Below are 14713 nucleotides of genomic sequence, written 5' to 3'. Positions count from 1 at the left end.
CTTGTAGCTACCGCAGATCCCGCGGCTTGGTTTTCGGCCAGTTCTGTAGCGGCTTCAGCGACGGCAGGTTCTTCAGGCCGCTCGGGATAGTAAAACTCCGTGCCGGGCAGCCAGCGGCCCTGGAAGCGAGCCCAGAACAGCATCGCGTCATCTGCCAAGTAAACTCATAAACCCTCCAGACACCGTCGCTCTTTATGATTTCGCCGGTCGCGTTGAATGCCGCAGACTGTTCAGGCGGCAAAGCGCGTAAATTTCGTCCCAGTGCTCGCGGATATAGCGATCTTCCAGAGCGACATGATACGGGCGGTCGGCGCGCCAGCGCGGGCCGCCTCCACGCAGATAGAAACCTTGGCGTGGCATCAGGAATTCGGGAATGCGCGCAATCGCCTTGCCGATCCGGCGTGCCTCATCCGAAGAGAGCTTGCTAACGCGGAAGCTGTAGCGCTGCGCATCGTCGCGGCAATAAAGCCACGCCAAGGTTACGCCGTTGGCATCCCTCACGACGTAGCACTCGGAATTTTCCCGGACCAAGATCCAAGGTGGCTTGAAACGGCGGCTTGACTTCATGAGAACAAAATAAGAACATACAATATCGACGGTCAGGAACAGCGCCATGTCTTCGGTTTCGAAGCCGAACGATCACGGCGAAGGCCTGGCGCAGCCGTCGAGCAGGCGATCGCCGTTTGTGACGGCGATATGCGGGCGGCCATCCGCGCGTTGATCATTGCGAACAATTTCCTGGAATCCGAGATCTCGGAGTTAAAGAAGGCCGTCTCACACGCCTACACGCGTGGACGCTTTCGGACCCCCACGGGGATAGTTGGCGCGCGGTGAGGTGGCGATCAACAATCCGGACTAGTATTCCTTCGTGAAGCATCACGTTCCACGTCCCGCGTTTGCATTGAACTGGCCCCGAGGTCCACGCCTCATGGGACGAAGCTCTAACAATAGCGATGCGAACTCTCCGTCTCGCGATCGCCGAAGAGAGCCTGGCCGATAACCTGCCGCAGGATCTGGCTCGACGATTGCGCGCTCCGGAAACGCATCAGGTGGAGCGTCCAAGTCAGTCTCGATATGCTTTCGGGGTTGAGCCTTGGTTTGAAGGCCTTATTACTCAGTTTTCCGTTTGATTAGTGGCAACTCACCAAGCACATGGCAGACGACGAAGACATCACACAAAACGCATCAGGCGGCGGAGCCTCGCTGGATGGCTATTTGTACCAGGTCGATATCTCGATCTGGGCAGCACTCGACTTACTGCTCGCCAAGAAACTTGGCCAGCAGGTGGTTCTTGAACCGCAAGCAAGGAAGATCTCGAAGCTCCACTTTCGGATGAACAGCCGGGGCGCCTTGCCACAGTCGTAGATGTCGGCACATCGAAGCTTCTCGTCGTACAGGCCAAGCTTCGGAACACCGGGCCCTGGAAGGTCGGAGAGCTGGCCTCCCTCCTCCAGCACGGGACCGACCGTCTGTCAGCCGCCGAGAGGCTGAAGGATCCCAAAGTCCATTACCTCCTCGTTACGAGTGCGGACGTGGACGGCGTCGCCCGGGCACTGCGGTTGAGCAGCTTCGCGGAGAGGTCCAAGGCACTCAAGCTACCTGCAACGATCGCGAAAGCTGTCCCGAAGGATGCTGTCGGTCGCATCGGAATTCTGTCAAACGCCGACTTCGAACGGGTGCAGTGGAAACTGCGTGAGTTGCTTGAGGAAGCATTCCGGGTCCCCCACTCGCGACTTGAAGCGTGCAAGAGTGCGCTGAGGAAGGCAGCCCTGGAACGGATGCGCGGGATCGGTGGCGGTGTCTGGACGCGCGAGCAACTCGCGCAAATCATCAAGGATCATGACGGGTACTTGGCCACATCGCTCGAGGCCGAGACGTTCGTGAAACCGACGAACTGGAGCGATCTCAAGCGCGCGTTGACTGAAAACAACGCGGTTATCATCACCGGCTCGTCCGGCACCGGGAAGACGACGGCCGCCAACGTGCTACTCGGAGAGCTGCGGGCCGAGGTTCTGGGGATCACACCCATCCACATCCTCCACGGACCGGAAGAAGTACGAGCCGCCAATAAGGCTGGCGCCGTGGTTTTCGTCATTGAGGATCGATGGGGAAAATATCGTCTTAAACCGCGGTCTGCGCCTTGGAACGATGAGATCGAAAAGCTGCTTGGGACCGCCAACGGCGACCGCCGTTTCATCATCACAAGCCGCTCCGATGTACTCGCGGAAAGCCATACAAAGAAGCTCCCGAAGAAATGGAACATAACATTGGAGGCCGAGAATTACGGCCCTAAGGAGCGCGCGACACTATTCGAGAACCGCCTGCCAGCACTTCCGCGTCCACTTCAAGCGGCTGCTGCGCGATCCCGAGCCGATGCGCTTCATCGCCTCCGCAGCCGCTTGGAGATGCAGAAATTTTTCGACAACTTGGCAACCGGCCGCACCGAGGACGAGAACGATCGTCAATACATCGAGCGCTGCCTATCCGAAGCTCACAGGGATGCGATTGAGCAGACAATTCTCCAGCAAGTCGATGGCAAGCAAGCATGGGCTTGGGCCGCCGCTATTTGGGGACTGCTGAAGCATATCGGAGCGTGTACTCGGCATGATCACGTGATTGAAACCGCGCGGGCACTCAGCGTCCTGCCAAAACGACGAGCCCTCATTGTGCCGTTGCTAATCGGCGCGTGTAAACAGAGCATTGGGCTAGTCGTGGCGGTCGCGAAATTTCTACCTTCTGATCGAGAAGTCGCGGTCATCGACGCGGTCACAAACGGCACGAAGCTCAAACGCACAGCCTTTGACGACCTGGCGGATGTTCGGATCGTCGAGGAAATGCTTCGACGACTCGGTTTTCTCTTCTTGCCTAAGCCGAAGCGCGCGCAGGCTGCGAGCCGAACGATCGGTGGTCGGCTCTGACGGTAAAATTTAGGCTGAATTGTTCGGTGGCCGCAGGAGAGTTGTCCGACACGCGTGCGTCTCTTCGTCGAAGATCATAGATCGATCTACGCGCATATACGCCGACATGGCATAGCTAAGCTCGGCTTCGTCCCAATCGCGGAATATCCGGAGCTCATCACTCGCCGGCAGGTATCCGGAAAAGGACTTTACATGGAGTTGGTCCACCTGGATTCGTTCTTCATTCTCAACCGTCAGATAGAAATGAGTTGCGTCTCTGAGAGCCGCCTTGTAGTGCACCCGCGCCGCAACTTCCCTGAACTGGATCTCCGACAGCTCCCTGCCTGCCAATTCGAAAGGCCCTGTCGAACCGACATGCATCTGGAAGCCGCCATCGTTGACAAATATGACGCCCAGTTGGCCAACCCTTATCGCAATTGATTGTCCGGCAACGTTTGTCGAGAGATCGAACTCATGATCCTCTCTGTACTCTGGTATCTTGTAAGAATAGAACGAGAAAGGAAAATCACCATGAAGGCAGGTGAATGAGGTAGGCTTTCTCGCGCTTTGCAACACGAAGTGACACTGGCGAAGGTCATCGATAAAACCTGGATCGACGATTGACCCGCGACCCGGCTGCGTACGGTCGAACAAGAGGCTGTTTCTTTGACGAGCACCCCGATCAATATCTTGGAAAGCCAACGCGCCAGGACGAGCCTGTCGCTGGGGAGCATCAGATCGCCGCGATGGAAGAGCGGCTGAACGGCACTTTCAACACTCGACAAAAACCCGGTATTGCAGTCGATGCAGCAAGGGACTGTCAGATTTCGATACGGAATGTACGTTCCATTTTGGAGAGTCAGCCGTTCATCGAAGAGGCAGCATTCATTCTGAAGCCACTTCGGAATTACGTGCTCGCCACTGCCGCTAGTGGATGCTCCGCCGCAAGCAAAACACCGCTTTGCAGCAATGCTGGCTTGCGAGATAGCCCGATCAGTTAGCTCCAACACCTTCATCGAGGCACTTTACTATCAATCAATGTTCGATCGGGGATTTCCCCTGGATCCCGCAACTTCAACCAGCACTCGGCAGCCACAGGTATCTTGAATTCCGACCGATCCGAGCCCGGCAGCATACACATCGGCGCTTCGCGGGCTCTTAGAATCCGACTGGGCCGCCACGCTGGACGTTCTGGTTGTCAGCTTGGGGTTCGACATCGTCGTCGGAGATCCGCATGGTGGTTGGACACTTCCGCCAGAAATCTACCGAGAGATCGGCCTGGCATTGGCCTCGATCGGCAAGCCGATCTGCTTCGTACAGGAGGGCGGCTACCGGCTGGACACGTTGTCGGCCTGCGCCAAGCATCTAGCCGCCGGCCTGCGACTTGGAATGCAGGAAATGGGCAGGAGCCATGCATGACTGATACCTTCACCCCGACGCGGGCCTTCTTCCATTTCGGGAGATCATCAACAAGCTGGACAAACAACTGGTGGACATCCTCAGCCGGAGGCTTTCCCTCTGCGCTGAGGTTGCACGCTACAAGAAGGAACGCGGATCGCAATGACGCAACCCGATCGCGTTACAGAGGTAAAGACGCGTTGCGCCGAGATTGGGGCGGAACGCGGCCTGCGCAGGGAATTCACTGAAGATCTTTATTCGCTGATCATAGGAGAAGCCTGCGAGCTCGAAGCCATGATCATAGACGAGCAGATGGACGTCTCCTGATGGTCCGCATCTACACGCTCGGCCCAGCGAAAAGCTGTCACCATCATGCGACCTGGAAATATCTCGAGTTCCAAGGGATCGAGCCGCAAGACATCATACTCGTCGACGATCTCGTGGCTGCCGCGGCCGAGGCCGCAGATCGCGGCGACAGCTATGTCCTCCAATGCAGCGCGCACCTGAATGTCCATCTCGTGACCGAGAAATTCCGCGACCGTCTGCAGGTCGTCGACACCTTCATATTGCCCACCCAGAGCATCGCGGTCGTCAAACGCAAGGACGTAAAGGAGCCTCGGTCGCTGAGTCTCCCCGAGCCAACGATGGGGTATAACGACAAGAATGCTTGGAATGAGCTGATTTTCGAAACGACAAAGCCGGTTGTAGAGAAACAACTCCTCGAAGGCGTGTATGATGCGGGCGTTGCTTACAGCAGATCGGCGCTCGAACATCCCGAAAAGCTCGAGATCATGCAGGAGATTGGCGAGGTGGTGACGACCTGGCTATTGTACGGTCCCCGCCCTCGCTACTCCGACACGATCATCGCCAGCCCCTATCCTGAGTTGCATGACGTGCTGCCTTGAACACACGAACCTGAACGAGCACCGTCATGACCTCCTCCCCTCCTGACGCGCGAACGAAACTCGTCATTGCCGCTCTGACCATCGCCGCCTTCGCTATCGGCCTGGACACATTTGTCATCATTGGGGCGCTCGATGTGATCTCTCGTGACCTCGGGATTTCAACCGGCGCGGCGGGCTGGATCATTTCGATCTACGCGCTCTGCTACGCTGTCTTCGCGCCGCTGAATGCCTGGATGTTCAAGGCCATGAGCCGTCGCAATGTCCAAATCCTGTCCGTTTCGATCTTCATCATCGGTAACCTGATCTGCGCGGTCGCGCCGAACTTCCTAATTCTTGCTGCTGGTCGCGTCATTTCGGCCCACGGCGCGGCGATGTTCACCCCGGCGGCTACCGCACTAACCGCCGAGCTCCTGCCGCCTACCCGCAAAGGTTTCGCGTTGTCCCTCATCTTCAGCGGTATGACCGTTTCACAGGTTGCTGGCGTCCCGGCCACCAGCTGGATCGCAGGTGCTATCGGCTGGCGCTTCGCATTCGGTTTCGTCGTCATTGCCGGGCTTCTCGCATTGATGATCTTCGCCCCGATGATGTCTGGAATCCCTGCCAAGATGCCGGAGCGCGGAAACGGACCGACCTCCAAAGAATTCTCCAAAATCATCTACGGTATCCTTTCCGTGACACTATTCGTCGTTGTTTCCGAGTTCATCGTTTATTCCTATGTGAGCGTCTTCATCACCGGTTTTCTGCTCACCGGGGTTCCGCTGCTCTCGGCCGCGCTCTTTGCCTACGGTTTCGGAGCCGTGACGGGAAACGCAGCGTGTGGCGTTCTGACTGACCGTTTCGGCCCCTATAAAGTCCTCATCGCAGCCATAGGCGCACAGCTAATCCTGCTCGTAGGTTTGGTTGCATTTGGACACCATGGTGCCCTCACCGTGCTCATCGCCTTCCTTTGGGGCAACGTCAGCTACATGTATCTGGTGCCGATCCAGCACCGGCTCCTCGGCCTAGCCGGGGATAGGTCGAAGCTGGTTCTGGCAATGAACAGCTCGACTACCTTCGCAGGGATCGCCATCGGCGCTTTTCTCGGCGGCATCCTCGTCGAGATCAGCGGAGTCACATCGCTGGCCGTGGCGTCCATCCTGATTGGTCTCATCGGCGTCGGGCTGGCTGTTGCCTTCATGCGTGATGCAGCGCCTGCGGAAGTTGCGAATGCGGCATGAACGGGATGAAATCGAGCACGATCGACCACCAGGATGCTTTTCGGGTCTGCTTGGTCAAGCGCGGAGCAAGCCGCATACGCCCTTCGTCAGTCTAGACTTTGGACATCACCATGCAGCACGTGGTCGATAGCGCTTGTCAGCCATCCATCTGGCTCGTGCCAGATGACTCTCGTGCGCCCGCTTCGCTCGCCCTGATTCGCTCTTGCTCACGCGGCATTGCGCTCAGCTCAAGAGCCCGCGCAGCGGCCGCAATACATCCAAGTCCCCGAGAACGTGCTAACACTGAGCTTGCATCCACACTATACCAATGTGTAACCGAGCTAACCACGGGGATGAATTGGCACGAAGCGCGACCGGGGTCATTGTCGCCTTATGGCCATGCATACTCAGGTTTACGCCCAATTCACGGCGGCGCAGGAACGCACAGCCGAAGGCCGTGCAGCTGCATTACACTCGAGTTTGATCGCTGCCCTCAGTCAGCTGAATTTCGCAGACGCGGATGACCGCCGAGCATTCCCTCCGACCCTACATAGCATATTGGCAAGGCACGGACTGTTCGGGCTCACCACGCCAGGAGAGCACGGCGGATTAGCTCTTCCCTTGCAAGAAGCCATCAACCTCATCTCCGCCACTGCATCCTTCGATGTCTCCGCTGCCTCTACCCTCGTCATCCATAACTTCCTCGCCTTGCCCTGCATCCAAGCGGCACCGCACATTCCCGAACAAAAGCACATCATTTGGGGTGCAACACGCGGCGATCTCTGTGCTTTCGCTTTGACAGAGCCTGGAGCAGGCTCGGCCCCGAGGCATATAGAGGCTACGGCTCTCATGCGCGAAGATAAAGTTCGTATCTCTGGCCGCAAGATCTGGATCGGCCTCGCTGACTGGGCTCGCTGGATCGTTTGCTTTGCGCGCACGTCTGGACCGGATGCGAAAGGTCGGCTCGTTGGTGTACTCGTGGACAGGCAAGCTCCAGGCCTCAAGATCACGCACGAGCATCGCACACTCGGTCTACGTGGCATCATTCAGAATACCCTGGAGTTCCAGGATGTCGAGGTGCCGCGTTCTTACGTGCTCTCTCGCGATCAAGACGGCTGGGGCGCGGCGGCATCTAGTATGAACCGCGGTCGTGTCGGTGTGGCTGCTATGGGCCTGGGAGCCCTTGAGCGCGCTATCCAGGTCGCAGCCTCTTATGCAAGCCATCGTCGGCTCGGTAAACTGCGTATGATCGAGAACAGCTACATCGAGCAGTTATTTGGGCAGATGGTGCTGCGGCGGGAAGTCGTGAAGGCGATGCTGGTCGCATCCTGCCGACTTGTTTCGGCGCAGGGCGCGCCAAACGTCCACCTTGCGTCGGCAACGAAGGTTTTGTCCTCGGAGTGGTGCGGCCTTGTCGCTGATCAATGCGTCCAGCTGTTAGGTGGCCGTGGTTACGATGAGGGAGCGCCTTTAGCCAAAATCTATCGAGACGCTCGCATCCTTCGCATCTTCGAAGGTCCGACTGAGGCGCTCCTATCACATCTCGGCCGCTGCCTCCTCTCTAAAGCCACGCGGGACGAAATAGCCGATCTCTTTCGGTCGGTTGGAGCGGCGTCAGTCCATGCTGCTGCAATTGAGGAGCTCTCTGGGCTCAATGAGACAGACGGTGCCGTGCTGATCTATGCGGGTTGGCTCACCACATTGGGATTGGCAAGGGCTGTCATGTCTGCGGGTTGCTTCTCTGCCTCAGATTGCGCCGCAGCAGCCGCTGACCTGGTCAGTTCCGAACTAGCAAGTCTTCGTACTCGCGCGCCGGCACGGCAATCTGTCGAAGCCCGCAATCGGGCTAGTCGGACTCTGACCACCTTCCTTCAAGACGCGGCTTGTTCCATTCGCTCACCTGTCCTCACAGACGATTACCTTAGACTGGTGCAGTATGTCTGACATCTGGCGGATGCCGGACGTCTTTCCACCTGGGTGGTCCCGCGCGCGACGCTCAGGACGAGCGCCAGGCTGCGATGCCTCATTCTCCTGGAAGCCGCCGCATACATGTTTATCCGACATGGTGTTCCCGGACATGTCGCACTCACCTCCTGATGGCTGTTGCTGGTCTTGCTGCACCTAGCGATCGCGAACGGCGAGGCGCATTTTTGATTTTGCTGGTGCGGTTGGATGGGTTCACACTACTGACGGGACGTTTTGGTGTCAGCACCGGTCAATGCGGCGGTCCATCTTATAGAAGGACTAGCCGGCAACCGCACCAGTTTCGCACCAGAAACGGCGTGAACAAACCGCTACGAACGCCATCGAACTCGAACAAAACTGCAGCAAACTCAACCAACCTGATCGATAGTCTGCCGCTCATAACGGTCTGGTTGCAGATTCGGGTGCTACTCGCTCCACCAGGAATCAGAACCGTATACCCAGCAGCGCGAGCCAAAAAAGTGCAGCCACAGTGATGGCCGTCGTGGCGATGGCATGTTGTCTCGTGGATCATCCGAGCACCATTGCGAATGCCCCTCCTCCCATGCGATTTAGGTTCGGGGCCGCTATTGCTGAACAATGCCGCGGAGATGCGCCACGCAGCAGGCTGGAAAGAGACGCCCCGAGGCACTCTGCTTTTCCTGGAATTTGTGAATGGCCTGTAGGTCAGGCTCGATGACGAGATTGTCATCGCGATCATGATATTACCGCGGCCTGAGGCCCCAAACAGGGCGTCCATGATGAAAGGATGAGTGGTTCCCGGCTCGTGAAAGCTCTCGATCGCAAAACTCGACGGGTGGCTCGCGACATGCGGAGCTCACAATCTGTGTTAGCTTGCTGAAGAGAGGACTTCCCGGCCGTATCGGCACTCGTCGGCAGATAGGCTAATCGGTGTCCCGATTCGCGCAAATCGCCCGCTCACTCCTATGGTGAGTAGCGTTTTCAACTGTTAAAATTCGCGATTTGCTGGATCAAGGCAAGACTTTGCATTCTCGACGGGACCAATGGCACTCGCAATCGGAACTTCGCGGGTCGATGCCGGCCACGTTGATCATGATGACGTGGCGCTCGGGGCGGCGGCTACACCGTCACTTTTCATAAGAAAGCTGCCATTCAACTCATTCTCGAGAGAGCTTGAATCGCACGTAGCGTCATATTGTACGCTATCGATTGCGTAGAGTTGCGCCTCGGTTGCGGCATTTGGACCGACATTTATCGCGGACGTATCGAGTTATGGACAGTACCGTCAATGGCATGACTGATGCTTGTTGGAATAAGCGAGACGTTAGACCAACCCCATCGACGCATGTGCACTCGACAGCCGTCCAATCCTGCTGGACTGGGGCGCTAAGGAGAGAGAGCCGTGCCGCTTTCTTCATCTGTCGCGATCGCGCTTGCGACCGTGCCGTTTCGCGCTGATGGACGACGAATCGAGAATGATGCATGGGCGAACCGGCATGAGATGCAAATCGACGGTCCCCCAAGGTCTCTTTGTTCCAAACGCGGAGCGCGAAAGTGGACAATATAGAATCGATGACTCTACAGGAGCTGCGATCCGCAATCAGTGGCGGCAGGGTCTTGGAGATAACTACGACAACGGGCTGTGTCGTCGGATGTTCTTATTGCCCGCAGGACAAGTTTGCCGAACGGCAAAGAGCGATATCCGACGTGAAGCATCTTTCTCTCCAAGATTTCAAGCGATGTCTGGCGCGCGTACCAGCAGCTGTCGACATCAGCTTTTCCGGGTATTCGGAGCCTTGGCTCAATCCGGCTTGCACCGAAATGGTTGAGCATGCCTATGCTTGTGGCCATGGAATCCGAATTTTCACAACCCTGGTAGGGATGAACGGGCGGGATCTAAGACGCTTGCGTGCGCTGCAGTTCCGCGTTTTCCTGGTGCATGTTTTTGATGACGGCACGCACATGGATAGTGGTCTCGTTAGGCGCAACTATGTCGATTTGATGCGCCAACTTGTCGATGCCGACATTTCATCGTTGCTCTTCATAGTCATGGGCGAGGTGCATCCCGAACTTGTCGGCATAATTCCTGACGAAGCGCTGGTTCGCTCGCGTCCGCCGGGCAGCAGGGCTGGCAACAGCGAGAAGATGGTTGGAGCGCGGCAGCCAATCGTTGGAGCACTGACATGCCCTGACGAACGGCAATATCGTAATGTTCTTCTCCCAAATGGCGACGTTACTTTCTGCTGCATGGATTTTGAGCGACGACACGTTCTGGGCAACCTTCTCCGCGACAGGTACAAGGATCTCTTCGAAGGGGCAGCTTTTTGCAAGATTGCCGATCGCATGAACGGAACGGACGGCTTTCTACTTTGTCGATCGTGTGAATTCGCCGAACCAATAACGTCGGAATGCTGATTTTTGAGAGAAGTTGACCCCTCGAAGCGAATCGCGAGCCCTGGCAAGGGTGGCCTTCCAGCTCATCACCACATCAGCCGCGGGACGACCCTGCCATGAACGGAGGGCCGCCATGGCCTGGAGCATTTTGTTGGTCGCCGGCCTGCTGGAGGTCGCCTGGGCAATCGGCCTCAAATACACTGAGGGCTTTACCAAGCCCGTTCCGTCCGTGCTCACGCTCGCGGCCATGGCCGGCAGCGTGATCCTGCTCGGCCTTGCGCTAAAGACGCTGCCCATTGGAACTGCTTATGCGGTTTGGACCGGCATCGGTGCGGTCGGCACCGCAGCGCTCGGGATCATCCTGTTCGGAGAACCGGCCGCCGCGTTTCGCCTTGCCAGCATCGGGCTGATCGTCGCTGGCATTGTCGGGCTGAAGCTCGTGTCCTGACGAAAACATCGAAAGCATTGACCCCACCAGGTCAGCGCCGCAACGATCGCCGAGGCCGGCACGTCATTCTGCAGGCATAGACGATCGAGCTGGCCACGTTCCAGCGCACCGCTGAGGGGCGCGGCGCCGATAATGGCGAGGAAAGTGGCCAAGCACAAGATGCTGATGCAAGGCCTGTGGGCCGAGACCATCTGGCCGCGACCTGGTCGTGACGCGAAAGCCCTAGCGCACGATACGCCAGCCGCCCATCAGGGTCCCACCGGCATCGGTCTGGCACAATAGCACCACCCAGAACGGCACGAAGAATTCGCTGCCGAGATCGCCGTGCGAATAGAACGGCAATGAACCCAGCTGATCGCAGTCAGGTGAGCTTGCGATCTCTGAGTGAGCTCAGCTCCGCTCCTCGAATTACTGATGCGACTTCATTGTGTGGTTCCAAAGAAGCTCCATCACCCAATCTCTTTCGCAGGAGCGTTCATGAAATCACCGGCGCACGGCATTCGATTCGTGTTCGACCTCAGACCCGCGGCTTGTTTAAACAACGACCGCTATTGTCGGGTGGACGACATCCCGATTGAAAAGCGCCGGGAGCTTGCATCGTGCCCGTCGCCACAGAGTCTCCACACAACGAGGGCATGGGAGCGACGCTGCGAGTTCAGTGGCCCACGCTTCGTTCTGGAAGGCGCGCACTTCGTGTTCGGGAGGTGATATGCGATCTGACGTTTTTGTTCGGGCTGCCGCAGCAGTTGCGCTCGTCGCATGCGGTGTTGCTCATTCAGCGGATCTCCAGCCAGTTGTCAGCGAGCCATGCTGTTTCCAACCGAACGAACAGCTGCATTGTCTTCTGTGGCATTGTTGTGATCGGCGCGTGCAAGGCAGGTCCACACGTCTTTGTCACCGAAACCGCTCATGTGGTGTTAGGCTTCTTACCCGCCTGGCCAAATGCTGGCCTATGTCGGAGCAGCCGTGGCTTGAAAAGGCAATCGCGGCCGATATCGCCAACAGCAGCGAAGTCCGGAAAGGTACCTATGCGGCGTTCCCGCGGCAAAGGGCGCAATTCGACTACCGTCGTTTCGATGGCCCCTGGGAGGCAGCGTTGAGCAAGCGTCGCACCTGCTTGGTCCATAAGATTTGAGCGCGAGTGTATGAGTTTTGCCGGACAGCAATCTGGCGACCTTTGGGAATCAAGCTGCGCGCTCTGGGCATGTCAAAACCTAAAAGTTTGAGGCGAATGGCGTGGAGGTAGGCTGCATCCCAAGCCTCATTCGTGTTGCCTACCTCGCCCAGTGGTGCCTTGAACGCCAGTAGCCTTCTTTCTTCCGCTCAACCTGTACCCAGCGGAATCTGATTGTTGTTCCGTGCCACGCCTTTGTCTTGTTTAGGCTCCGGAGAGCCCACCATTCTTCCGAGTAAATGCGGCTCTCTCTCGAACTCGAAAAGGCGCCGCCTTGGCATGACCGCGAGTCCATGGTTCCGAAGAATTACGCCGAGAACGATGGCGTTCCTGCGGAGCTTGCGATTTTCTGTCTTGCGACTTTCGCGCTTACGATTGAGACCATCCTACTCCTTTGAGCATGGTTGGGCGGCAGTGGTAAGCTTCACTGCCGGTCGAGGCCAGCTCGCCCGTGACTGCCACTCTGTGCGGAACCGACTCTGGCATATATTCTGGTGTGGGGAATACGAGTCAAGGATGTGCATTCGCGTCGTCAGAACAGCTGGCTGGTCGACCACCTAACCGAATGCACGCTCGATATAGCCAAGGTACGGCAAAGCTGCCCGCCCACAAGCCCCGTCCGGCACGATCGGCCGCGCGTTGCGCAGCGTGGTATCGTCCCCTGGAGTATCGCGCCCAATCGAGCACGAGACCGTTACGCACTAACCATTCTGCGAGATCGATGCCATCAGCTGAACAGATCGCCATCGTCCGTCCACACTCATCCTCCAGGACTGACAGACAACTGACTTCGCGCTCTGCAACGAAGCTTTCAAGATCGCTCGCGGCCCTGAGGCCACATCGATATTGATTGACGTTGATATCTCGGCACATTTGAGTTTTGTCCGGCGCGTCGATGCCCCAGAGCCGAACGCGTGTCCCGTGAATTTCAAGGGTGTCGGTGCTGATGACCTTTGCCGGCCCCGCCAATTCGCCGGCAAACACGATGCTGCACAGTGCGAGCATGGTCAACACCACGATCAATCCATACATGGCGATCTTCTTTGTCGAACTACGAACATTCCGGCCGAGTGCTGCAGAGCATGGGAAGCCGCCGAACGGCTGCCATCGCGGCTGTGCTGAGGAGGCTGCTAATGTTGCATGGGTAAGCTCGTTCGACGGATGAATCCCCGTGTATCAGCAGTGCAAGACTCCCCTCGCGTCCAACCTCGCCCCGGATGCTCTGCGACCAGGCTGCTGCGCTGACCGCATCCCGCCATTCCTCCAGGTCGTTGCGGTAGTTCGCTTTGGCCGCATCACGCACCAGCCGGTCGAACTCGGTAGTGCGCGTCCGCTCACTAGCGACCGGACCGACGCGGACGGCCGGCCGCAGGTCGTCGAGATATGATTTCCTGGTCGCCTTGTGCGGAATGAGCATAAGCTCAGCCCCCTCGCTGCCACGGATAGCAGCGAGCGCGCGTCGCGCGGGATCGTGGCAGCCGGCTGCTATCGGGGAAAGCGTACGCATCGCTTGAGCAAAACGGGCGACATGACGGCCATCGTTGCTATCAACAGCAACATGCCTTTTAAGAGCGGTGGGCGACAGATGCCCTCGCACTCACGCCGCCCAATTGGTTTCGCGAGCGCCAGCACAACCAGATCAGCCAGCGGCTCGACCAAGACCACAACTGCATAGGAAACCGCGAACGATGCGACGTCACCGAGGTTGGCGGTACCGAAGCCCGCGCCATAAAGCGCCCAAAACGCGACCGAGACAACGATAGCAGATTGATACGCAGTCGAGAGCGCAATCGCATTACTGTACTGCAGATCGCGATAGGCAGCCTTGGATGGAATGAGCCGCTTGGCGAGCGCCCGGATCGCAAACAGCGGCACTAGACGCGTCGTGGCATTCATACCATATTGCGGCAGGTCGGTCGGAACAAAGAGCACGCCTTGCAGCAAAAGGCCGAGCGCAAGACCAAGGGCAGCCGGCGCCGCGCCGAACAACAGTGACAGCGTCGAGCGCGGGACGAATTGCACTTCGGAGACCCCAACCGCAAAGTGCAGCAGGATTTCGAAAAACGTGAACACAAGGCCCGTCGCGGCGATGGCTTGCACAGCAAATGACATTGCGCCCCGCTCGCGTATGGTCTCGACCACAAGCTTGGCGATGACGCAGCCCATCGCAATGCCTGTCGCGTACCTCAACACGAGCTTGGCGTCTGTTACTATTCCGGGTTCGATATGCACGGTCTTGAGTCCTTTCTGCCGTTGTACTCGGGCCTTCCCTCAAGAATTTGCCGGGAGCGTTGTCTCTGACGGTTGGAAATGGCACTTCACCTTCGCCACCCTCGGTCCATTTGTAACGTCCTGTT

At 57.8% G+C, this 14713-nt stretch carries 14 protein-coding genes and 2 pseudogenes; 10 read left to right on the top strand and 6 right to left on the bottom strand.

What is annotated here, in order from left to right; genetic code table 11:
• Positions 1-192: 192 nt before the first annotated feature.
• Positions 193-615 carry a hypothetical protein gene (locus IVA98_RS00850; protein ID WP_247354200.1) on the bottom strand — a complete coding sequence of 141 codons (423 nt, stop codon included), beginning with the start codon at positions 613-615 and terminating at the stop codon, positions 193-195.
• 537 nt (positions 616-1152) lie between these two features.
• On the opposite strand from IVA98_RS00850, the gene IVA98_RS00845 reads away from it, so the two are divergent.
• The gene (locus IVA98_RS00845) at positions 1153-1365 is read left to right on the top strand and encodes a hypothetical protein (protein WP_247354199.1); all 213 of its coding nucleotides are present in this window, start codon (positions 1153-1155) and stop codon (positions 1363-1365) included.
• 167 nt (positions 1366-1532) lie between these two features.
• Positions 1533-2918: an nSTAND3 domain-containing NTPase gene (locus IVA98_RS00840; RefSeq protein WP_247354198.1), complete on the top strand. Its 1386-nt coding sequence runs from the start codon at positions 1533-1535 to the stop codon at positions 2916-2918.
• Positions 2919-2927: 9 nt separating this feature from the next.
• Here IVA98_RS00840 and IVA98_RS00835 read toward each other — a convergent pair whose 3' ends face one another.
• Positions 2928-3551, bottom strand: coding sequence for a hypothetical protein (locus tag IVA98_RS00835; RefSeq protein WP_247354197.1), 624 nt, complete (start codon positions 3549-3551; stop codon positions 2928-2930).
• Positions 3552-4004: 453 nt separating this feature from the next.
• Between IVA98_RS00835 and IVA98_RS00830 the strand changes: the two genes are divergently transcribed.
• From IVA98_RS00830 to sugE, 8 genes are all read left to right on the top strand, one after another.
• On the top strand, positions 4005-4316 hold the full coding sequence (locus IVA98_RS00830; RefSeq protein WP_346657672.1) for an arginase family protein: 312 nt from the start codon (positions 4005-4007) through the stop codon (positions 4314-4316).
• A gap of 70 nt (positions 4317-4386) precedes the next feature.
• On the top strand, positions 4387-4461 hold the full coding sequence (locus IVA98_RS37425) for a hypothetical protein (RefSeq protein ID WP_524536339.1): 75 nt from the start codon (positions 4387-4389) through the stop codon (positions 4459-4461).
• Entirely contained in the window at positions 4458-4622 is a 165-nt protein-coding gene (locus IVA98_RS00825; protein WP_247354195.1) for a hypothetical protein, read from the top strand. The genes IVA98_RS37425 and IVA98_RS00825 overlap by 4 nt, the downstream gene beginning before the upstream one ends.
• Positions 4622-5200 carry a hypothetical protein gene (locus tag IVA98_RS00820; protein WP_247354194.1) on the top strand — a complete coding sequence of 193 codons (579 nt, stop codon included), beginning with the start codon at positions 4622-4624 and terminating at the stop codon, positions 5198-5200. The genes IVA98_RS00825 and IVA98_RS00820 overlap by 1 nt, the downstream gene beginning before the upstream one ends.
• Positions 5201-5226: 26 nt before the next feature.
• Positions 5227-6417, top strand: coding sequence for an MFS transporter (locus IVA98_RS00815; RefSeq protein WP_247354193.1), 1191 nt, complete (start codon positions 5227-5229; stop codon positions 6415-6417).
• Positions 6418-6789: 372 nt separating this feature from the next.
• Positions 6790-8340 carry an acyl-CoA dehydrogenase family protein gene (locus IVA98_RS00810; protein WP_346657669.1) on the top strand — a complete coding sequence of 517 codons (1551 nt, stop codon included), beginning with the start codon at positions 6790-6792 and terminating at the stop codon, positions 8338-8340.
• Between the two features lie 1707 nt (positions 8341-10047).
• Entirely contained in the window at positions 10048-10755 is a 708-nt protein-coding gene (locus IVA98_RS00805) for an SPASM domain-containing protein (RefSeq protein ID WP_247334057.1), read from the top strand.
• Positions 10756-10867: 112 nt separating this feature from the next.
• A complete protein-coding gene (gene sugE, locus IVA98_RS00800) occupies positions 10868-11182 on the top strand; it encodes a quaternary ammonium compound efflux SMR transporter SugE (protein WP_247279066.1) in 315 nt (104 codons plus the stop codon).
• Positions 11183-11205: 23 nt separating this feature from the next.
• On the opposite strand, the pseudogene IVA98_RS37420 reads toward sugE, so the two are convergent.
• The 4 genes and pseudogenes from IVA98_RS37420 to IVA98_RS00785 form a co-directional block, all read right to left on the bottom strand.
• Positions 11206-11309: pseudogene (locus IVA98_RS37420) on the bottom strand (inorganic phosphate transporter); the annotation flags it as partial.
• Between the two features lie 98 nt (positions 11310-11407).
• A pseudogene (locus IVA98_RS00795) lies at positions 11408-11515 on the bottom strand (inorganic phosphate transporter); the annotation flags it as partial.
• Positions 11516-12866: 1351 nt separating this feature from the next.
• On the bottom strand, positions 12867-13388 hold the full coding sequence (locus IVA98_RS00790; RefSeq protein ID WP_247297568.1) for a thermonuclease family protein: 522 nt from the start codon (positions 13386-13388) through the stop codon (positions 12867-12869).
• A 453-nt stretch (positions 13389-13841) separates the two neighbouring features.
• Positions 13842-14588, bottom strand: coding sequence for an energy-coupling factor ABC transporter permease (locus IVA98_RS00785; protein ID WP_247354192.1), 747 nt, complete (start codon positions 14586-14588; stop codon positions 13842-13844).
• Positions 14589-14713 lie beyond the last annotated feature (125 nt).

Source organism: Bradyrhizobium sp. 160, assembly GCF_023073735.1.
Classification (GTDB): domain Bacteria; phylum Pseudomonadota; class Alphaproteobacteria; order Rhizobiales; family Xanthobacteraceae; genus Bradyrhizobium.
This window is presented reverse-complemented; position numbering and strand designations above follow the sequence as displayed.

Coding starts and splice junctions, on each gene's coding strand:
- IVA98_RS00790 (WP_247297568.1), bottom strand. CDS start 13,388: ATGTATGGATTGATCGTGGTGTTGACCATGCTCGCACTGTGCAGCATC.
- IVA98_RS00850 (WP_247354200.1), bottom strand. CDS start 615: ATGGCGCTGTTCCTGACCGTCGATATTGTATGTTCTTATTTTGTTCTC.
- IVA98_RS00820 (WP_247354194.1), top strand. CDS start 4,622: ATGGTCCGCATCTACACGCTCGGCCCAGCGAAAAGCTGTCACCATCAT.
- IVA98_RS00815 (WP_247354193.1), top strand. CDS start 5,227: ATGACCTCCTCCCCTCCTGACGCGCGAACGAAACTCGTCATTGCCGCT.
- IVA98_RS00845 (WP_247354199.1), top strand. CDS start 1,153: ATGGCAGACGACGAAGACATCACACAAAACGCATCAGGCGGCGGAGCC.
- sugE (WP_247279066.1), top strand. CDS start 10,868: ATGGCCTGGAGCATTTTGTTGGTCGCCGGCCTGCTGGAGGTCGCCTGG.
- IVA98_RS00825 (WP_247354195.1), top strand. CDS start 4,458: ATGACGCAACCCGATCGCGTTACAGAGGTAAAGACGCGTTGCGCCGAG.
- IVA98_RS00810 (WP_346657669.1), top strand. CDS start 6,790: ATGGCCATGCATACTCAGGTTTACGCCCAATTCACGGCGGCGCAGGAA.